Source organism: Nonomuraea sp. NPDC049649 (genome assembly GCF_040675175.1).
In the GTDB taxonomy this organism is placed as follows: Bacteria; Actinomycetota; Actinomycetes; order Streptosporangiales; family Streptosporangiaceae; genus Nonomuraea.
In genome coordinates this window covers 1-19,723 of the sequence record NZ_JBFAOH010000026.1, presented here as the reverse complement: position 1 = coordinate 19,723, position 19,723 = coordinate 1, and the positions used below count along the sequence as shown (strand labels likewise).

Annotated in this window: 19 protein-coding genes; 6 read left to right on the top strand and 13 right to left on the bottom strand. The window is 70.2% G+C overall.

The window, feature by feature from the left end:
- The first annotated feature begins 46 nt into the window (after nt 1-46).
- Together AB0J42_RS26870 and AB0J42_RS26865 are read left to right on the top strand one after the other, a co-directional pair.
- A complete protein-coding gene (locus tag AB0J42_RS26870) occupies nt 47-706 on the top strand; it encodes a TetR/AcrR family transcriptional regulator (RefSeq protein ID WP_364299076.1) in 660 nt (219 codons plus the stop codon).
- Nucleotides 703-1,377: a DNA alkylation repair protein gene (locus tag AB0J42_RS26865; protein WP_364299074.1), complete on the top strand. Its 675-nt coding sequence runs from the start codon at nt 703-705 to the stop codon at nt 1,375-1,377. The genes AB0J42_RS26870 and AB0J42_RS26865 overlap by 4 nt, the downstream gene beginning before the upstream one ends.
- Here AB0J42_RS26865 and AB0J42_RS26860 read toward each other — a convergent pair.
- Complete coding sequence (locus AB0J42_RS26860) at nt 1,370-2,527, bottom strand: LysR family transcriptional regulator (protein WP_364299189.1); 1,158 nt, start codon at nt 2,525-2,527, stop codon at nt 1,370-1,372. The genes AB0J42_RS26865 and AB0J42_RS26860 overlap by 8 nt on opposite strands.
- Nucleotides 2,528-2,610: 83 nt before the next feature.
- Between AB0J42_RS26860 and metE the strand changes: the two genes are divergently transcribed.
- The gene (gene metE / locus AB0J42_RS26855) at nt 2,611-4,815 is read left to right on the top strand and encodes a 5-methyltetrahydropteroyltriglutamate--homocysteine S-methyltransferase (RefSeq protein WP_364299072.1); all 2,205 of its coding nucleotides are present in this window, start codon (nt 2,611-2,613) and stop codon (nt 4,813-4,815) included.
- Between the two features lie 218 nt (nt 4,816-5,033).
- Here the strand turns inward: metE and AB0J42_RS26850 are convergent, their stop codons facing one another.
- Genes AB0J42_RS26850 through AB0J42_RS26830 form a run of 5 tightly spaced genes read right to left on the bottom strand, consistent with a single transcriptional unit; the run spans nt 5,034 to nt 9,893 of the window.
- Nucleotides 5,034-5,948 carry a carbohydrate ABC transporter permease gene (locus AB0J42_RS26850; RefSeq protein WP_364299070.1) on the bottom strand — a complete coding sequence of 305 codons (915 nt, stop codon included), beginning with the start codon at nt 5,946-5,948 and terminating at the stop codon, nt 5,034-5,036.
- Nucleotides 5,948-6,859 (bottom strand): sugar ABC transporter permease, encoded by a 912-nt coding sequence (locus AB0J42_RS26845; protein WP_364299068.1) that lies wholly within the window; start codon nt 6,857-6,859, stop codon nt 5,948-5,950. The genes AB0J42_RS26850 and AB0J42_RS26845 overlap by 1 nt, the downstream gene beginning before the upstream one ends.
- The gene (gene ngcE / locus AB0J42_RS26840; protein WP_364299066.1) at nt 6,859-8,268 is read right to left on the bottom strand and encodes an N-acetylglucosamine/diacetylchitobiose ABC transporter substrate-binding protein; all 1,410 of its coding nucleotides are present in this window, start codon (nt 8,266-8,268) and stop codon (nt 6,859-6,861) included. Before ngcE ends, AB0J42_RS26845 begins: the two co-directional genes overlap by 1 nt.
- Before the next feature lie 26 nt (nt 8,269-8,294).
- A complete protein-coding gene (locus AB0J42_RS26835) occupies nt 8,295-9,023 on the bottom strand; it encodes an SIS domain-containing protein (RefSeq protein ID WP_364299064.1) in 729 nt (242 codons plus the stop codon).
- Nucleotides 9,024-9,893: a MurR/RpiR family transcriptional regulator gene (locus AB0J42_RS26830; RefSeq protein ID WP_364299062.1), complete on the bottom strand. Its 870-nt coding sequence runs from the start codon at nt 9,891-9,893 to the stop codon at nt 9,024-9,026.
- A gap of 79 nt (nt 9,894-9,972) precedes the next feature.
- Here AB0J42_RS26830 and AB0J42_RS26825 point away from each other — a divergent pair, with 79 nt between their 5' ends.
- Nucleotides 9,973-10,953, top strand: coding sequence for a BadF/BadG/BcrA/BcrD ATPase family protein (locus tag AB0J42_RS26825; RefSeq protein WP_364299060.1), 981 nt, complete (start codon nt 9,973-9,975; stop codon nt 10,951-10,953).
- On the opposite strand, the gene AB0J42_RS26820 is transcribed toward AB0J42_RS26825, so the two are convergent.
- The 7 genes from AB0J42_RS26820 to AB0J42_RS26790 form a co-directional block, all read right to left on the bottom strand.
- A complete protein-coding gene (locus AB0J42_RS26820; RefSeq protein WP_364299058.1) occupies nt 10,950-11,183 on the bottom strand; it encodes a hypothetical protein in 234 nt (77 codons plus the stop codon). The two genes, AB0J42_RS26825 and AB0J42_RS26820, sit on opposite strands and share 4 nt — an antisense overlap.
- A gap of 747 nt (nt 11,184-11,930) precedes the next feature.
- Nucleotides 11,931-12,749, bottom strand: a complete 819-nt coding sequence (locus tag AB0J42_RS26815) for a carbohydrate ABC transporter permease (protein ID WP_364299056.1) — start codon at nt 12,747-12,749, stop codon at nt 11,931-11,933.
- A complete protein-coding gene (locus AB0J42_RS26810) occupies nt 12,746-13,624 on the bottom strand; it encodes a sugar ABC transporter permease (protein WP_364299054.1) in 879 nt (292 codons plus the stop codon). Before AB0J42_RS26810 ends, AB0J42_RS26815 begins: the two co-directional genes overlap by 4 nt.
- Nucleotides 13,625-14,881, bottom strand: coding sequence for an extracellular solute-binding protein (locus AB0J42_RS26805; RefSeq protein ID WP_364299052.1), 1,257 nt, complete (start codon nt 14,879-14,881; stop codon nt 13,625-13,627).
- A 9-nt stretch (nt 14,882-14,890) separates the two neighbouring features.
- Nucleotides 14,891-16,243 carry a cellulose binding domain-containing protein gene (locus AB0J42_RS26800; protein WP_364299050.1) on the bottom strand — a complete coding sequence of 451 codons (1,353 nt, stop codon included), beginning with the start codon at nt 16,241-16,243 and terminating at the stop codon, nt 14,891-14,893.
- Between the two features lie 55 nt (nt 16,244-16,298).
- The gene (locus AB0J42_RS26795) at nt 16,299-17,045 is read right to left on the bottom strand and encodes an SIS domain-containing protein (RefSeq protein WP_364299048.1); all 747 of its coding nucleotides are present in this window, start codon (nt 17,043-17,045) and stop codon (nt 16,299-16,301) included.
- A complete protein-coding gene (locus AB0J42_RS26790; protein WP_364299046.1) occupies nt 17,042-17,911 on the bottom strand; it encodes a MurR/RpiR family transcriptional regulator in 870 nt (289 codons plus the stop codon). Before AB0J42_RS26790 ends, AB0J42_RS26795 begins: the two co-directional genes overlap by 4 nt.
- A gap of 135 nt (nt 17,912-18,046) precedes the next feature.
- Here AB0J42_RS26790 and AB0J42_RS26785 point away from each other — a divergent pair, with 135 nt between their 5' ends.
- A complete protein-coding gene (locus AB0J42_RS26785) occupies nt 18,047-18,190 on the top strand; it encodes a hypothetical protein (protein WP_364299044.1) in 144 nt (47 codons plus the stop codon).
- Nucleotides 18,187-19,359 carry a methyltransferase domain-containing protein gene (locus tag AB0J42_RS26780; protein ID WP_364299042.1) on the top strand — a complete coding sequence of 391 codons (1,173 nt, stop codon included), beginning with the start codon at nt 18,187-18,189 and terminating at the stop codon, nt 19,357-19,359. The genes AB0J42_RS26785 and AB0J42_RS26780 overlap by 4 nt, the downstream gene beginning before the upstream one ends.
- Nucleotides 19,360-19,723: the final 364 nt, after the last annotated feature.

Here is a 19,723-nt window from a genome sequence, read left to right as displayed (position 1 = left end):
TCAGCTCGTTCACCAAGCGCTTGGTCGCGGGCGCATAATGGTGTCCGTGACAACGCGAAAGAACTCCGGCGGCACCACCCAGGCGAAGCGCCCCGCATCCCAAGGAGCGGGATCCGAACGCCGCGAATACCTCGTCAAGCTCGCCGCGGAGCTCTTCGCGCGCAAGGGCTTCCAGGCCACCACCGTCCGGCAGATCGCCCAGGAGGCGGGCATCCTCTCGGGCAGCCTCTACCACCACTTCGACTCCAAGGAAGCGATCGTCGACGAGGTGCTGTCCACCTTCCTCGACGACGTCACCGCCCGTTACCGCGCCGCCGTCGAGGCCGGCTCCGACCCGCGCACGGTCCTGAACGAGATGGTCCGCATCGGTTTCGCCACCCTCGAACCGCACCGCGCCGCGATCACCGTCATGCAGAACGACTGGAACTACCTGCGCCAGTTCGAGCGGTTCAACTACCTCGTCAAGGCCGAGGAGGAGGTCGAGCAGATCTGGGTGACCCAGATCAGGGCGGGCCAGGCGGCCGGGCAGCTCCGCGACGACGTGGACCCCAAGCTGACCTACCGGATGATCCGCGACACCATCTGGGTGGCGGTGCGCTGGTTCCGTCCCGACGGCAGGCTCGACACGAACGAACTGGCCGACCACTTCGTCACCGTCCTGTTCGACGGCCTGGCCACCGGCGAACGGGTGTCGCAGCGGGCATGAACCTGATCGAAGAAGTCCGGCTGGCGCTGCACAAGGTGGCCGACCCCGGCAAGGCCGCCGCCATGCAGGGGTACATGAAGTCGGCGATGCCGTTCCTCGGCGTCCAGGCCGGGCCGCGGCGGGCGGCGCTCAAGCAGGTGCTCACCGACCACCCCCTGGAGACGGCGGCGGAGTGGCGGCAGGCGGTGCTGCGGCTCTGGCGCGAGGCGGAGTACCGCGAGGAGCGCAACGCCGCGATCGACCTCACCGGCCTCCCCCGCTACCGCCGCTTCCAGACCCTCGACACCGTTCCGATGTACGAGGAGATGATCGTCACCGGCGCCTGGTGGGACCTGGTGGACGAGCTGGCCGTCCACCGCATCGGCGGGCTGCTGGCCGCCTACCCCGAGACCATGCGGCCCCTCATGCTGGAATGGGCCCACTCCGACGACCTGTGGAAGCGGCGCACGGCGATCCTGTCCCAGAACCGGTTCAAGTCCCGCACGGACACGGCGCTGCTGTACGCGTGCATCGAGCCGAGCCTGTCGGACAACGACTTCTTCGCGCGCAAGGCCATCGGGTGGGCGCTGCGCCAGTACGCCAAGACGAACCCGGACGAAGTGGTCCGTTACGTAGAGGCCAAGGGCATCACCGGCCTGAGCCGCCGCGAAGCCCTCAAGAACCTCACCTAGTCCACAGCGCCTCCTGCATCGCCTGCACCAGCGCCAGCAGTTCGTTCGTGACCCGCTCCCCCGCCCAGGCCAGCGCGTACGTGATCCTCAGATCGACGCCCTCCAGCGGCACGAACACCACATCGTCCCGCCGCACACTCCGCACCAGCAGATGCGGGATCGGCAGCACCCCCACCCCGGCCGCCACCAGATCCAGCGCCGCCCCGAAGTCGTCGTCCCGCACCATCCGCGGATGCCCCGGCAACCCCGCCCACCTTCTCCCCCCAGGCGTCAGCACCACCAGCCCAGCCAACTCCCCCGGCCACACCCCACCCTTCGACGCCCCTGCCCGGTTCATCCCAACCCTCGCCCGAGCGGGCTGCGCCGCGCCTGCCTTCGGATGACGTGATCCGTCCGTACGGGCGTCCCCTTGACCGACCCCCTCCGTACGCGACAGACCGGACTCCATCGCGCCCGCCCCCGGGTGCGGTGAGCCCGTCCTCTCGCCAGGGGCGTCCGTGCGGGACGCCCCGGACGAGCCGGCGGTGGGGACCGCTCCGGGTTTCGCCGGCTCTTTTCCATCCGTACGAGAGGCGAAAGGGGAAGCCGGGCGGATGGGAGGTTCGCCTGGGTGGGAGGTGCGGGGGCGGGCTCGGGCGGCGAGGGGGTGGGTGCGGGGGACGGCGAGGTGGTCGACCGTGACGTGGAAGCGGGCGGCGGTGACGAAGCGGGCCGGCGCGGGGGTGGCCAGGATCGCGGCGGAGACCTCGCCCGCGTCCAGGGCGGCAGCGGCGGCGGAACGGCCCGCGGCGTGTAGTTCGACCTCCACGGGCGGGGTGCGGCTCAGCATGCGCCGGGCGACCCGGGCGGCGAGCACGCCGACGAGGGGTGGATAAGCGAGGTGAATGACCGGCCGGGCCAGACGGGACGCCTCGGCGGTGAAGGCGGCGGCCGATTCGAGGACCTGCTCGGCGTAGGGCAGCAGCGCGGCGCCCGCCGCCGTGAGCCGCACCGCGCGGGCGCTGCGTTCGAAGAGCCGGACGCCGGTGGCGCGTTCGAGCCGGGCGACGGCCTGGCTGACGGCCGGTTGGGACAGGCCCAGGTCGGCAGCGGCCCCGGAGAAGCTGAGCCGCGCCGCCACCCGGACGAAGCAGTGGATCTCCTTGACCATAAGCGTCACGAATAAATGATGCACGAGCGGGCGAGAGCCGTGCACGATGCCCGGACGTTCACGATCAACGCTGAGGAGCATCGATGTCCGTTTTTCCCCGGTCCACCGTGCTCGGGTACCCGAGGATCGGCCCCCGCAGGGAGTTGAAGCGCGCGCTGGAGTCGTACTGGGACGGCCGGTCCACCCGGGACGAGCTGGAGGCTGCGGGCGCCGCGATCCGCGAGTCGACCTGGCGGAGGCTGGCCGAGCTGGGCCTGGAGGGGTTGCCGTCGAACACGTTCTCCCTCTACGACCAGGTGCTGGACACGGCCGTGCTGCTGGGCGCGGTGCCGGAGCGCTATCGGGAGACCGCGGACCCGTACTTCGCGATGGCGCGCGGCACCGACGGGGTGGCGCCGCTGCGGATGACGAAGTGGTTCGACACGAACTACCACTACATCGTGCCGGAGGTCGGCCCGGAGACGGTCTTCAAGCTCGACGCCGCCAAGCCGCTGGGCGAGGTGCGGGAGGCGCGGGCGCTGGGGTTCGAGACGCGGCCGGTGGTGGTCGGGCCGGTGACCTTCCTGCTGCTGTCGGCGGACCCGGCGGCGGCGCTGGGGCGGCTGGACGACGTGCTGGCCTGCTACGAGGAACTGCTGGGGGTGCTGGCCGCCGAGGGCGTGGCGTGGGTGCAGCTGGACGAGCCCGCGCTGGTGGCGGACCGGACACCGGAGGAGCTGGCCACGGTGCGGGCCGCCTATGAGCGGCTGGGGAGTGTGGCGGCGCGGCCGGGGCTCTTCGTCGCCTCGTACTTCGGGCACCTGGGCGAGGCGCTGCCGGTGCTGGGGGCGACGCCGGTGGAGGCCGTCGGGGTGGACCTGGTGCGCGGCGGCCTCGACGGGCTCTCGGCGCTGGCGGGCAAGACGGTGGTGGCCGGTGTGGTGTCGGGGCGGGACGTCTGGCGGACGTCTCCGTCGCGGGCTGCGCGGGCGCTGGCGGCGGTGAGTGAATATGCGGGTCACGTGGTGGTCGGCACGTCCTGCTCGCTGCTGCACGTCCCGTACGACGTGACGGCCGAACCTGGGCTTGACCCGGCGCTCCGGGGCCGCCTCGCCTTCGCCGACCAGAAGGTCTCGGAGGTCGTGGCCCTCGCCCGTACGTTGGAGAACGGTCTGCGGGACCTCGCACATCAGCCCGTCGCCACCGCGGCGACGAGCACGAAGGCGGACGTAAGCGCGGATGGTGAGAGGCGGAGTGAGTACCGCGTGCGGGCGGGGGTGCAGGCGGAGCGGCTCGGACTGCCTCTGTTGCCGGTGACGACGATCGGGTCGTTTCCGCAGACGGGAGAGTTGCGGGCGGCGCGGGCGGCGGTGGCGGCGGGGACGCTCGGCGAGGAGGAGTACGAGCGGCTGGTGGAGGCCGAGATCGAGCGGGTGATCCGGCTGCAGGAACGGCTCGGGCTGGATGTGCTGGTGCACGGGGAGCCGGAGCGGAATGACATGGTGCAGTACTTCGCCGAGCGGCTGGACGGGTTCGCGGTCACGGTGAACGGGTGGGTGCAGTCGTACGGGTCGCGCTGCACGAGGCCGCCGATTCTGTACGGGGATGTGTCGAGGCCGGAGCCGATCACGGTGCGGTGGGCCGCGTACGCGCAGTCGCTGACGGACCGGCCGGTCAAGGGCATGCTCACCGGCCCGGTGACGATCGTGGCCTGGTCGTTCGTGCGGGACGATCTGCCGCTGCCCGAGGTGGTCCGGCAGGTGGCGGACGCGGTGCGGGAGGAGGTGCGGGACCTGGAGGCGGCCGGGGTGCCGATCATCCAGGTGGACGAGCCGGCGCTGCGCGAGCTGCTGCCGTTGCGCGCGTCCGATCAGGCGGGCTACCTGGAGTGGGCGGTGGCCGCGTACCGGCGGGCGACGTCGGGCGCGAGCGACCACACCCAGATCCACACCCATCTGTGCTATTCGGACGCCGACGAGATCCTGGACGCGATCGACGGCCTGGACGCGGACGTGACCACGATCGAGTCGGCCCGGTCGGGGGCGCGGATCCTGGAGGCGGTGGGGTCGTTCGGGCGCGGGCTGGGTCCTGGCGTGTACGACATCCATTCGCCGCGCGTGCCGGACACGGCGGAGGTGGCGCAGCTGCTGCGCCGGGCGCTGGAGGTGCTGCCCGCCGAGCGCGTGTGGGTGAACCCGGACTGCGGCCTGAAGACCCGTACGTACGAGCAGGTGGAGGCGGCGCTGGCGAACGTCGTGGCGGCCGCGGCGGAGCTCCGGGCTCAGCCGGTGAAGGTCCACTCCAGGTGAGCCAGGGCGGCCTCGGCGTAGCGGCGCGGGCCGGTGCTGAGGCCGTAGGCGAGGTCTTCGATGAGGGCGCGGCGGGCGTGGAAGAGCGCCCGCCGCTGGTCCGCGTCGTCGAAGTCCCGGTCGTACGAGGCGAGGACGAGGTCGAAGACCTCGGGCCCCAGGTCGCGGTAGATCCTGGCGAAGTCGTGGGCGGGGTCGGCGAGGAGGTGTCCGGCGGGTTATTTGAGCGCCCCCGCGGTGAGGCCCGCCTGGATCTGCCGCTGGAAGATCGTGTAGACGACCAGCATGGGCAGGATGGCCAGGGTGAGCGCGGCGAACAGCGCCGCCCAGTCCTGGTCGTAGCCCGCCGCGGTGGAGATGTCGGCGATGCCCTGGGTGAGCACCCATTTGTCGCGTTCCTGCAGCAGCACCAGCGGGAGCTGATACTGGTTCCACTGGCCGAGCACGTTGAAGATGGTGATGCTCATCAGTCCCGGCTTGGCCATCGGCAGCATGATCTGGAAGAACACCCGGGTGTGCGAGGCCCCGTCGACCCGGGCCGCCTCCCCGACCGCCGTCGGCAGCGTGCGGAAGAACGCCGACAGGAAGAACACCGTGAACGGCATCGAGTAGGCGATGTAGACCAGCACCAGCCCGGCGTGCGTGTTCAGCCCGATGAACGGCCCGACCAGCGGCACGTTCCCCATGTTCTGCACCACGAAGAAGAGCGGCGTCAGCGCCAGGTAGACGGGGAACGCGAGCCCGGACACGAACAGCAGGTAGACGGCCCGGTTCCCGCGGAACGGGTAGCGGGCCAGCACGTAGGCGGCCATCGACCCGACCAGCATGGTGCCGAACGTGCTGAACGAGACCACGATGACGCTGTTGAGCATGTACTGCCCGATCTGGGCCTGCTCCCAGGCGCGGGCGAAGTTGTCCCACTGCAGGCTGGCGGGCATCGACCAGGCGTCGCCGAAGATCTCGTCCTCGCTCTTCACCGAGGCGAGGAACGTCCACAGGATCGGCACCACGGTCAGCACCGTCCACACCAGCAGGGCCACGTGGGTCAGGATCGCCAGCGGCCCGAGCTGCCGCCGCCGTTCGCGGCGGGCGAGCCGGCGCGAGTTCGCGGCCGTCCAGGATGTGGAAGTCATCAGTACTCGATTCGTTCGCGACGGGACAGGCGCAGCGACAGGATCGCGAAGCCGATGGTGAAGAAGAACATCACGACGCCCAGCGCCGAGGCGTAGCCGAAGCGGAAGTACTGGAACGCGTTGCGGTAGATCTCGGTGGCCATCACGGTGGTCGAGAAGTCCGGCCCGCCGTGCTGGTCGGTCATCACCCACACGATCGCGAACACGTCCAGCGCCAGGATGCCCAGATAGACCCAGGCCACCTGCACGGTGTCCCAGAGCAGCGGCAGCGTGACCCGGAAGAACAGGCTGAACCGGCCGGCCCCGTCGATCTGCGCCGCCTCGAACATGTCGCGCGGGATCGACGCCAGCCCGGCGGAGAACAGCACCACGTAGAAGCCGACCGCCTGCCACACCATGACGCCCAGCACGGACCAGAAGGCGAGGCCCGGATCCGACAGGAAGCCGAACGGCCCCAGCCCGAGGGCCATCAGCGGCGCGTTCAGCATGCCGCTGTCGTCGGGCCGGAACACCTGCTGGAACAGCACCGCGACCACGGTCACGGCCAGCACCTGCGGGAAGAAGAACACCACCCGGTAGAACTTGGACCCGGCCACGCCCGCCACGCCCCGTCCCTCGCGTCCCACGTTGAGCAGGAACGCGAAGAACAGGGCGATGACGATGGTCAGCAGCGGCAGCAGGACGAGCAGCGCCGCGTTGTGGGTGACCGCCTTCCAGAAGATCCCGTCGGAGAACAGCCGGATGAAGTTGTCGAACCCGATGAAGTCGGGCGTGGCGGTCACCCCCCGCCAGTCGGTCATCGCGATGTAGAACGCCTGCGCGTACGGCGAGATCACGTAGACCAGGTAGAGCGTGACGGGCGCCGCCAGGAAGGACAGGATGAACAGGCCCCGGCGGTAGGTCTGGAACATCAGCGCCGGTACTTCTTGATGGAGGAGTCGGCCTTGATCTCGTCGGCCTTCTTCTGCAGCCGCTCGACGTACTTCTGGGGCGTGACGCCGCCGCTCATGAGCTGCCCCGTCGCCGCCACGGCCTCGTCGTGCAGCTGCGCGTACCAGGAGCGCCAGCGGTAGTAGACGGTGTTCTCGCCGGCGGCGGCGAGCGCCTCGGTGGCGCTCTTCGCGCCCGGCGACAGGTCGCGCCCCTCCCCCGCGCCCTTGACCACGGACACGGTACGGACGAGCTCGCTGAAGTCGCCGGCCGCCTTCTTCGACAGCATGGCCCGCAGGTACTCCATGCCGCCCTGCGGGTTGGCGCCCCGCGACGGCACGATGAACGACTCGCCCGGCTGGGTGTGCAGGGTGCCGTAGGGCATCTTGTCGGAGGAGGTGAAGTCGGGGATCGGGAACATCCCGTACTCGAAGTCGTCCGGCGTGGTGGTCGCCTGCTCGTTCTCCAGCCAGGAGCCGCACGGCAGCATGGCGACGTCGTACTTGTTCTGGGCGGTCTGGGTCTGCACGTGGTCCAGTCCGGCGGTGCCCTGCAGCAGGTACTTGGCGCCGACCTCGGCCCACGCCTCGGCGGCCTGCCGCACCGGCTCGGCGGACCAGGCACCGTCCTCCAGGTTGTCGATGTTGACCAGCACCTCGTTGCCGCCGATCTTGGCGGCCATGGTGAGCAGCGGCTCGTACAGGTACTGCGGGTGCTTGCCGGCGTAGGTGAAGGGCGCCATCTTGCCGGACTTCTTGATCGTCTCGCAGAGGGCGAGGAACTCGTCCCAGGTCTTCGGCACCGTCCAGCCGTTGTCGCGGAACGCCTTCTGTGAGTACCAGATGCCGTGGATGTAGTTGACGTAGCCGACCACGTGGAACTTGCCGTCGTAGGTGCCGAACTCGATCACGGCCGGGTCGAGGATGTCGCGGACCTTGACGTCCGGGTCGTCCCAGCTCGGCGCCTCCAGCAGCGGGCCGAGGTCCTGGAGCTGGCCGTCCTGGGCGAGCGCGCCCAGGTCCATGGCGTTCGCGCCGGAGTTGTCGATCACGTCGGGAGGGTTGCCGCCGGCGAAGCGCGGCTGCAGAACCTTGGTGATCTCCTTGGTCGCGTTGTGCTTGATCTCGACGTCGGGGTACTTGGTCTTGAACAGCGGCTGGTGGATGTCGGTGGCGTATGCGTTGCCGAAGCCGCCGTCGAAGATCCACACCTCCAGCGGCTTCTCGACGTCCACGCCGAAGGGGTTGGCCGCGCTGGTGGCGGCCGGCGCGGCGGACGCGGTGGGCGCCTGGGCCTGCGGGGTGGCGCACGCGGCGAGCGCGCCGGCCACCGGGGCCAGGGCCGCGGCGCGCAGCAGGCCGCGCCGGGTGATGTGGGGGGTGTTCGCCATGACGTACCACTCCTGACTTGTCTGCCTCAGCGCCTGATGCGCCCTGCGTACCGGCTTTCCAGGGCTCTGTTGTGCTCGTCGCCGCCGGCCACGTTGGCCGACAGGTAGACGGGCGGCGTCTCTCCGAGCGCCACCAGCCGTTCGATCGTCCGGGTGACCATCAGCTGGGCGAGGAGCGCCGAGGTGACGGTGGAGACGGCGCCGTAGCTCCCTCCGCCCGGCAGCTCCAGCACCGCGTCCCCGTATGGGGCGCCGTTGTCGAGGACCACGTCGGCCAGGTCGAGCAGCTTGCTGCCCGAGGGGTGGCGTGAGGTCATCCGGGTGCTGTGCTCGACCGAGGTGATCGCGATGAGCGGGTGGCCGCGCTCCTTCACGAGCGAGGCGAGCTCGACGACCGCGCCGTTCACGCCGGAGCTGGAGATCAGGACGAACACGTCGCGCGGGTCGACGGGGGCCAGCGCGTAGATCCGGTGCGCGATCGCCGGGTCCCGTTCCAGCTCGGGGGTGAGCACCCCGGGCGGCTCTCCCCCGTACAGGACCAGGTCCCGGGGCGAGAGCCGGTTGCTCGGCACCAGGCCGCCCGCCCGGTGGGCGATCTCCATCGCGATGGCCTCGGAGTGGCCGGAACCGAAAGCGTTTACCACACCGCCGGCGCGGAGCCCGGCGACCAGCGTGCCTGCGGCCCTCTCGACCGGCTCCGCCTGGCTCTCGGCGACCTGGCGGGCCAGCTTCAGGGCCACGGTTGCGAACGTCATCTAACCTCTCTCCACCCGGTGGCTCTCCACGGCCGCGATCGTCAGCTCGAACGCCTCGTTGGTGCGCTCGTACGTCCGCTGCGCGACCGCCACGTACACGGCGTCCAGCACGAACAGCTGGGAGTGCACGGCGGCCAGCCCGCCGAGCCGGAACGTCGTCTCCCTGCTGGCCGTGGTCAGGACCAGCTCGGCCAGGTCGGCCAGCGGCGAGCGGGCGAAGGAGGTGACGGCCACGGTCAGCGCGCCGCGGCTGCCCGCCTCGGCCAGCGACTCCATCACCTCGCGGGTGCGGCCCCGATGGCTGATGCCGATCGCGACGTCGCCCTCGCGCAGCAGCGCCGCCTCCGACAGGGCCACATGCGCGTCGTACGCGCTCCAGCACGGGATGCCGATACGGCGCAGCCGGCCCTCCAGCATGGTCGCCACGTTCCCGCTGGTGGAGACGCCGACCAGGAGCACCCGGCGGGCGGCCACCACGGCGTCGGCGACCTGCGAGACCACCTCCGGGTCGAGCTGGGCGGCGGTGTCCTGGATGAGCCGGGCGTCGGCGGCGGCCATCACCTCGATGGCGGCGTCGATCGGGTCGTCCGGGCCGATCTCGTGGCCCACGCCCGCGCCCCAGCCCGCCTGCGCGGCCCGGCCCGTCTCGGTGGCCAGCGCCACCCGCAGCTCGGCGTAGCCGGAGAAGCCGAACGCCCGGCAGAACCTGGTCACGGTCGCGGGAGAGCTGCCGGCCCGCTCGGCCAGCGCGATGATGGTCGACCGCGCGGCCTCCGCCGGGGCTTCGAGGATCACCTCGCCGACCCTGCGCAACGCCTCGGGCAGACCGGGAAGCTCGGTCTCGATGCGTCCCAGGGCACCTGGTCTCACGAACAATCCTTCCGGGCTTCGGGCCTTTCGGCGAAAATTATTCTTGCTTACCGGTCCCGTCAAGACCCACAATCTGATCGTGACAATTTCGCTCGTGGTCGGGATCGACGCCGGCGCCACCGCCACCCGGGTGGCGGTCCACACCCTCGCCGGGGAACGGGTCGGGTACGCGCGGGCGGGGGCGGGCAACCCGACCGCGCACGGGCTGGACAGGGCGGTGGCCGCCATCACCGGCGCGCTGCGCGAGGCCCTGTCCGGGCACGACGGCTCCCGGGTCGTCGCCTCCCTCGCCGGGGTCGCCGGGCACGTCGAGCAGATGGCACCCGACCTCGCCAAGGCCTGGTCCGTCCTGGGCATCCCGTCGGGGCCACGGCTCACCGGCGACGTCGAGATCGCCTACACCGCCGGCTCCCCCACCCCCGACGGCTCCCTGCTGCTGTCGGGCACCGGCGCGGTGGCGGCGGACATCCGCTCCTACCGCCTGCACCGGATCGCCGACGGGCTCGGCTGGCTGCTCGGCGACAAGGGCTCCGGCTTCTGGATCGGCCGCGCCGCCGCCCAGCACACCGCCGCCGCCCTGGACTCGTCTGCTGCGGCTCCCGCGAGTTCAAGTGGGTCGGGCGAGGTACGTTCTGGCGGGCTGGCCGATCTGGTGGTCACTCACTTCCTCGGCGACTGGCGAGGGGCCACGGCGCGAGAGACCGACGACCGGTTCGTCCGGCTCATCCAGGGGAATCACATGCGGCTGGCCGAACTCGCCCCGCTGGTGAGCCGCGCCGCCGCCGACGGCGACCCGGCCGCGCTGGCGATCACCCGGCGGGCCGCCGAACACCTGGTCTCCACCGTACGGAGGATCCACGTCTCGGGCCCCGTGGTGCTCGCCGGAAGCGTGCTCACCAACGACGGCCCGGTACGGGAGCACGTCCTGGAACTGCTGGCCGGAGAGCAGGTGTGCACGGCGGGCGACGCGGCGGGCGCGGCGGCCTGGCTGGCGGCCCGCGACCACCTCACGGAGACCGAGGCCCGGCAGGCGCACGCCGCGTTCACGAGAACGTCTTAAACGCTCCCCAAGACGACGAGGGTGTCGCTGTCCTCGTTCAGGTCTCGCATTCTCGCCGCCTTTCCCGAGTCGGGGACGACGCGATAGTAGCCGTGGAAGTCGCCGGTCTCCGGATTCTCGATCCGTACGACGTATTCTCCGGCATTGCGCCAGCCGTGCCCGGTCGCGCCACCGGCGTCCGGCGGAAGGCCGAGCCTGCGTTTCCGGACGGCTTTCCCCGTGACCGTCATGCTTGACGACATAGATTTTTCCGTCGTCGTCCGCGCGGACCGTGACGACCGCACGACCGTCCGGCGTGATATGCGCCGGAACCACCGCCGTCCAGCTTCCCAGCGTGGAACCGGCACGGTCCACGAGGGTCACTCTTCTCTTCGAGAGTTTCTCGTCGCAGGCTCTTTCCACCAGCATTCTGGCGGCTTTCCTGCTCATCCCGTGGACGCGGCAGAATCCCGGGACGGTCGCTATGTGCCCGGTGTCGAAGTCGGTCAGCAGAATGTGCGGGTCCGCACCGGCGAAGGCCACGGCGAAGAAGTCTCCGTCCGCGGCTCACCGCCACCGGCATGTCGCGGAGCTCGCCGGAGCTCGTCCGCACCCGGCTGGCGGCGTCGGACAACCGCAGCTGGGCAGAGCAGTCGTCGTCGCTCTTGTCGTATCCCCCGCAGCCGGCGCCGTACGTGAAACCGGGATCGAGCCTGCCCTCACCCGCTTTGAATTCGGCGAGCAGCGTCCATTCGGTGCAGACCACCAATTCGTCCGTCACCGGCGGGTCCTCGGTGTGGCAGTCCTCGAACAAGGAGCGGTGGGCCCATCGCACAGGCGGATCGTAGGGTTCCGGCGTCCATTCCTGCACGGTGTGCCGCGGCGGGACAGGGTTGTGCACAGTTATATAGACGGCTACCACGACGACGAGCGCCGCTGAAAGGGCTGTGCCGATGATGCGGGGTCTCGCGTCGATTTCCACACGGCGAGATCTTACGTCAGCCCTTTACCGCGCCCGCTGTCATTCCGGTGCCGACGCGGCGCTGGAGGAAAAGGAAGAGCAGGAGCACCGGGAGGGCGAAGAGGCCCGCGGCGGCCATGGTGGCGCCCCAGTCGGTGCCGAAGACGTCGCGGAAGGACGACAGCCAGACCGGGAGGGTGCGTTTGTCCTGGTCCTTGATGATGAGGATGTTGACGAACGCGAACTCGTTCCAGGCCGTGATGAAGCCGAACAGCGAGGTGGCCATGAGGCCCGGCGCCAGGAGCGGGAAGGTCACCCGGCGGAACGCGACCAGCCGGGAGCAGCCGTCCACCTGGGCCGCCTCCTCCAGTTCCGGCGGGATGCCGGCGAGGAAGCCGCGGAGCGTGACGATGGTGAACGGCAGGGTGATCATGAAGTAGACGCCGGTGAGCATGGCCAGGGAGTCCAGCAGGTCGGTGTCCCGGGCGATGATGAAGACCGGCACCAGCAGCGCCTCCCAGGGGGCCATCTGCGCGGCGAACACCATGAGCACGAACGCGCCGCGGCCCCGCCAGCGCATCCGGGTCGCGGCGAACGCCGCGAGCAGGGCCACCACCAGCGCCAGCAGCACCGACGCGACCGTGACCAGCAGGCTGTTGCGCCAGAACGTCCAGAAGCCGGGCGCGTTCACGGCGGTGACGAAGTGGTCGAGTGTCGGGGAGGCGGGCCAGAAGGTGGGGGTCTCCGACTGGATGTCGCGGGTGGGTTTGAAGGCCGTCAGGTACATCCAGTAGACGGGGAAGATCGTCACCACCAGGACGCCCAGCGCGGTGGCGTTCAACGCGATTCTTCTCAAGATCGGACCATCCGTCGCAGGTTGCTGATCAGGGCCACGGCGAGGATCAGCACGGTGAGCATGGCGACCGCCGAGCCGAGGTCGTACCGGTGCAGCACTCTCGCGATCTTGAACGCGTACACCGGAAGGGTGGTCGTGGCGTCGCCCGGCCCGCCCTGGCTGAGCACCCAGATCTGCGGGAAGCACTTGGCCACCCAGATCACCTCCAGCGAGATGATCAGGGCGAAGAGCGTGCGCAGCATCGGCAGGGTGACCTGCCAGAAGATCTGCCACCCGGTGCCGCCGTCGATCCGCGCCGACTCGTACAGCTCGGTCGGAATGGTGGTGAGCCCGGCATAGAGGGTGAGCGCCGCGAACGGTACCGACTGCCAGACCACCAGCACGACCAGCACTGCAAAGGTGGCCTTGCCGTCGGCGAACCAGGTGTAGCCGCGGAAGGAGTCGAAGCCGAGCATGACCAGCAGCCAGTTGACCACGCCCAGCTCCGACTGGAACAGCCACTGGAAGACGGTGGTGGCCGCGATGATCGGGGTGGCCCAGGCCAGCGCCAGCGCGCTCATCAGGGCCAGCCGCATGCCGCGCCGCAGCCGTACGAGCAGCAGCGCGACGGCGGTCGACAGGACCACGATGAGCACCACGTTCACCGCGGTCCACCAGACCGTGCGGAGCAGCACCGCCCAGAACTCGGTGCCGCCCAGCAGCTCCGCGTAGTTGGCCAGGCCCGCGAACGGCGCCCCGCCCCTGATCAGCTCGCCCATGCGGAAGTGCTGGAGGGAGATCACCGCGGCCTTGGCCACGGGATAGAGGAGGAGGAAGGCCCCACCCGCCACCGTGGGCGCGATGAGCAGGTAGGGCCAGAGGGAACGGCCGCGCACTCAGGATCCGCTGTTGAGGGTGGCCGTGATGGACTCGGAGGTCTTCCTCGCCTCCGTGGCCGGGTCGGCGCCGGTGAGCACCGCGGTCATGTACTGCTTGATGACCGAGGTGGCCTCGACGGCGGCCCAGTTGGGGGTGTTGGGGGTGGCCCGGCCGTTGGCGGCGCCGGTGGCCATCGCGGCGGTGCCCTCGTCGCCGGAGAGGACTCCGGCCAGCGAGGTACGGTTCGGCACGAAGCTCATGGCCTTGGCCAGCTCGGTCTGGAACTCCTCGCCGGCCAGCGCCTTGACGACCTCGTACGCCTCTTCCTGGTGCTGGGAGGCGACCGGGATGATCAGGTCGGAGCCGCCGGTGAAGACCGTGCCGGGCTTGTCGGGCGTCTTCCCCGGGATCGGGAAATATCCCATTTTGTCCTCCATGCCGGGCTCGACTTCGAGGACGCGGGCCGCGACGCCGGGCACGGCGATGATCTGCGCCACCTTGCCCTGGGCGAACACCTCGTGCTGCGGCGGGTTGGCCTCGTCGGCGTCCTTGGGGCCCTTGCCGAGAGCCTGGAGCCGCTTGTAGAACTCCATGCCGGCCAGGGCCTGCGGGGTGTCGAGGGCGCCCTTCCACTGCCCGCCCTCCTGGACGGCGAGGTCGCCGCCCTCGTCCCAGATGAAGCCGGCCAGCGCGTACCAGGTCTGCCCGGTCAGGTAGATGCCCTGGTTCCCTCCCTGGTTGAGCTTCTCCGTGGCGTCCAGCCACTCGTCCCGCGTCTTCGGGGGCTGGACGCCGGCCTTCTCGAACAGGTCCTTGTGGTAGACGACCACCCGGTTCGCCGCGTACCACGGAATCCCGTACTGCCGGCCGTCGATGTTCCCCGGCTGGGCCAGGCCGGGCAGCCAGTCCTCGCCCTGGAGGTCGGCCACCTTGCCGGTGAGGTCGGTGACGCCGCCGCTGGCCGCGTACTGCGCCACCTGGGTGTTGCCGACCTCGATCACGTCCGGCGCGTCGGTGCTGGCCAGCGCGGCCGTCACCCGCTCGCCGATGCCGTCCCACGCCTGGATCTGGATGTCCAGGTCCACCTGCGGGTGGGCGGCCTCGTAGCCGGTCTCGAACGTCTTGAGCAGCTCCTGCGTGACGCTGCCGTCCATGATCCAGACGGTCAGCTTGGCCGGGCCGCTCTCGGGAGCCGCCTGGGTTCCGGCGTCCGAGCCGCACGCCGCCGCGGCGAGCGCCAGTGCCGCCGCCACGGCGGTGAGTCGGTGCTTCATCGCTGTCTCTCAGGAGTTGGGGATGGTGTCGCGGAACGTGGTGCCCTCGGCGCGCAGCGCGTCGACCCGGCTCAGCACGCCGGCGGGCGAGACGACCTCGTTCTTGGCGTGGTAGACCCAGTCGACCTGCTGGCGGTAGGTGCGGGTGCCGGTGACGGACTGAAGATCGATGAACCAGTTATTGAACATGATCCACATGGGGGTCTCGGGGTAGTAGATCCCGCCGTGCTCGGCGAAGAGCCGGCCGTCCACGTAGTACTTGATCTGCCCGCCCGACACCTGGATCACCAGGTCGTGCCAGCCGGCGAAGCTCTTGCGCTCCGCGGTGTGGGTGTTGACCGCCAGCCACGGCTCGTTGCGGTAGGTCTCCCAGCTGGTGGCGTAGAGGATGTTCGACGGCTCGCCCCAGCCGCCGTTCGGCAGGTACTCGAAGTCCAGCTCGCCGTAGTCCGGGTCCAGGTCGTAGTCGAGCGGGGTGATGGTGAAGAACGTCTGCACGACGTGCTCGCCGTCCGGGCCGCTGATCGGGGCGTCGCTGAAGCGCACCCGGGCCGCGTACGTGCCCTCGAAGAACTTGCGGTGGGCCGTGGAGAGCTCGGTCTGGACGGTGCCGCCGGGGGTGCCGTCGGTGCGCGAGTCCATCGTCAGCAGGCCGTCCGGGAACGTGATCGCCGACGGCGACCAGGTCGCCCCGGGCACGCCCGGCCCGCCGGAGCTGGAGCGGACGGTCCAGCCGCGCTGGGCGAGACGCGGGTCGGCGGAGTTCGTGTACGAGAAGTCGTCGAAGAGCACGCCGCCGGGGACGGGCGGGTCCGTCGGCGTCGGGGTCGGGCCGGGTTCGTCACCCGACGGGGTGCCCCAGACCAGCTCGCCGCCGATGTGGACGGTGACCTTGTCCCAGGCGGAGTAGGAGGTCTGCGGGCCGTAGGAGTAGTCGTCGCTCTGGGTGAACGTCTGCCAGTCGGCCCGGTAGAAGCGGAGCTGCATGTCGCCGGTGTTCGCGCCGGAGGCCAGGGTTCCCGAGGTGAAGCCCACCTCCAGGAACTGGTCCGGGCCCGCCTGGTCGACGAAGTGGCCGGTCACCGTCGAGCAGCCGACCACGGCCCAGGAGCAGGCGAAGCGGTAGGTCTCGGTGCCGGTGAGGTAGTAGCGGATCTTGACCTGGTTCAGCGCGATCGTGGTGGAGCCGGTGTTGGTCAGCTTGAGCCAGGGCTCGGCCTGGGCGGTGGTCGCGCCGGGGGCGCTGGTGCGGTACTGGAGGCTGACGGCCTGGGCGGCGCCGGCCGGGGCGGACAGGACCGAGACGATGAGGGTGAGGGGGAGGGCTAAGGACAGCAGGATTTTTACGACATTTCGTGGCATGGGTGGGGTTCTCCTTGTCGGTGCGGTCCCCCGATGTCGAACGGTCCCCCGTGGATCAGGCTCCTCTGCGCAGGCGGCCCGCGTACCGGGCCTCAAGTGCGAGGTTGTGCTCGTCGCCCCCCGGCACGTTCGCGGACAGATAGATCGGCGGCGTCTCACCCGCCGCCAGCAGGTCGCGCACGGTGTGCGCCACCACGAGCTGGGCGAGCAGCGCCGAGGTGATGGTGGAGACCGCGCCCGCCGCGCCGCCGCCGGGCAGCGGCAGCACCGCGTCCCCGTACGGCGCCCGGTTGTCGAGCACCACGTCGGCGAGGTCGGCGAGCTTGCGGCCGGACGGGTGACGGGAGGCGGCGACGCCGGTGTGGGCGAGCGAGGTGATCGCGACCAGGTCGTGGCCGCGCTCTTTGACCAGCGAGGCAAGCTCGACCACCACGCCGTTCACACCGGAGTTGGAGATGACGACGAACAGGTCCTCGGGCTGGACAGGGGCCAGGTCGAGGATGGCGCGGGCGACGGCCGGGTCGCGTTCGAGGTCGTAGCGGTCGAGCGTCTCCCGGGGCGCGTCCCCGTACAGGACGATGTCGCGGAGCGCGAGACGGTTGGTGGGCACGAGGCCGCCGGCCCGGCCGGCGATCTCCATCGCGACCGCCTCGGAGTGGCCCGAGCCGAACGCCTGGATCACGCCGCCCCTGGTCAGCGCCCTGGTGAAGAGGTCGGCGGCCTTCTGGATGGCGGGGTCGTCGGGGATCTCTTTGACGAGGTCGGCTATGTGACCTGCGAATTTTTCGGGATTTATCGTCATTGCTCCCCTTCTGGGAGTCGATGTCCCGCGACGGCCCTGACCGTCACGTCGAAAGCCTGCTTGGTCCGCTCGTACGTACGCTGCGCCACCGAGACGTAGACCACGTCCAGCACGAGCAGCTGCGAATGGATCGCGGCGAACCCGTCGGCCCGGAACGTCGTCTCCCGGCTGGCCGTGGTCAGCACCAGCTCGGCCACCTCGGCGAGCGGCGAGCGCGGGTCCGACGTCACCCCCACGGTGAGCGCGCCGTGGCCGCCCGCCTCGGCCAGCACCTCGATCGCCTCCCGGGTCCGGCCGCTGTGGGAGATGCCGATGGCCACGTCCCCCCGGCCGAGCAGCGCCGCGTCGGTGAGCGCGCTGTGCGCGTCAGACCTGCTCCAGGTGGGGATGCGGATGCGCTGCAGCCGGTACTCCATCTCGTGGGCCACGGCCGCGCTGCTCGACACCCCGAACAGCAGCACCCGCCCGGCCCCCGCGATCGCCTGCGCCACCTTCTCCACCACGGCCAGGTCGAGCTGGTCGGCGGTCTCCTGGATGAGCCGGATGTCGTTCCCCGACACCACGCCGAGCACCTTCTCCAGGCTGTCGCCCGGCAGGATCTCCCGCCCGATGTCGGTCTGCCACGTCTGCTGGTTGACCCGGCCCGTCTCGGTGGCCACGGCCACCCGCAGCTCCGCGTACCCGCCGAAGCCGAGCGCGCGGCAGAACCGGGTGATGGTGGCGGTCGAAGTGCCGCTCCGCTCGGCCAGATCCACGATGGTCAGCCGCGCGGCGGCACCGGGATTCTCCAGGATGGCGTCGGCCACCCTGCGCAGCGCGTCGGGCATCTCATGCCGCTCGGTCCTGATCCGGCCCAAGAGCTCCATGCGGTGAAAATTATGCTCACTCAAGCCGGTAGTCAAGCGGTGGAAATAATAATTCTTGACAGAAGCTCACTCTTGCAGCCTGTCGTAATCTTTCGCTCACGTGGAGTCACCGATCCCGCGAGAGGAGACCACGCCATGGGCGGGAAGCACGCAGGCGAGCCGAGGAAATACGAGCCGCTGAAGAAGACCGACCAGCCGAGCAGGTCGACGGACGACACCTGGCCCGGCGGGAAAGGCAAGCACGCCAAAGACGACAAGCAGGACGGGCAGAAGAAGTGATCAGCGCACTCAATCGCACGGAGGCGCTCATCCGCGAGCTGGCCCCCCTCGACCGCAGGATCGCGGACGCGATGCGCGCGGTGCCCCGTCATCTGTTCGTCCCGCCCGTCGCCCTGGCGAGTCTCGATGGTGAGGACGCACGGGTCATCGACCGCGAGGCCGACCCCGAAGACTGGTGGGACGCGGTTTACGCCGACATCCCCGTCATCACCCAGCTCGACGACGGCGCCACCGACATCAGAACCGCCTCCGGAAACTCCACGTCGTCATGCTCCGCACCCGGCATCGTCGCCCGCTTCCTGGAACTGCTCGACCCCGAGCCGGGCACCCGGGTACTGGAGATCGGCACGGGCACCGGCTGGACCGCCGCCCTCCTCTGCCACCTGGCCGGCGAGACCAACGTGACCTCCGTCGAAGTGGACCCCGTCGTCGCCGAACAGGCCGCCAAGAACCTGAGCGAGGCCGGGTTCCAGCCCCACCTGATCGTCGGCGACGGCGCGCAAGGCTGCCCCGCACGCGGGCCGTTCGACCGCGTGCACGTCACCTGCGGCATCCGTACGGTCCCGTACACGTGGATCGAGCAGGCCCGGCCGGGAGCCGTGCTGGTCGCCCCGTACTCGCCGCGCTTCAAGACCGACTTCCAGCTCCGCCTCGTCGTCACCCCGTCCGGCGTGGCACACGGCCGCTTCCCCGACCTCGCCTCGTACATGATGATGCGATCCCAGCGCTCCGTGCCGGGCCGGCAACCTGGCGAAACGGAGAACAAGCACCACCTCACCACCCGCATCGACCCCCGCACGATCACCTGCGCCCCCGCCGGCGCCGACCTCGCCATCGGCGCGATCACCGGACTCACGGCCCACGACAGCGACGAACCGGACGAGGACGGGGAGTGCCACCGGATCTGGGTGAGCGACCCGCGCGACCCGGACGCCTGGGCCGTGGCGATCTGGCGGCCGGACTCCGACGAGTACCAGGTGTTCCAGGTGGGCGACCGGCCCGTGTGGGAGGAGGTCACCGACGCCTACTTCCGGTGGGTGGGCTGGGGTGAGCCCGACTACGACCGATTCGGCATGACGGTCAGCCCAGAGGGGCAGTGCGTCTGGCTGGACCGTCCGGAGCACCCGGTCCCCGGCCTCTCGTTCACCGGCGACTCCTCCGCCCAGTAGACCGGCATGACACCCGGTCCGGCAGAGCTCTGTCAAAGGAGCGTGCTCGCCGGGCCGGGCAACATGGTCGACCGCCTCGTCTGGCCGTCCTATCCAGCCGTTCCATTCAGGATCCGCAGCCACAACTCCTGCGCCGCACGGGCCTTCACCCACGGGCTCTCGACACTGACTGCCGGATCCTCCTCAGCCAGCCGGCGGACGAACAACAGCCCGCCCCCGGTGCAGAACTCATAGACCGGACGCCGCGTGTCCGATCGACGCGACACTAACCTCGATCTTTCACGATCTTCGTAGGCTCGGGTAAGCGGTTCGGCTGAGGGTTGATTTCACGCTGAGGTCAGCGTGAAGAGCCCGGTTGACGCGC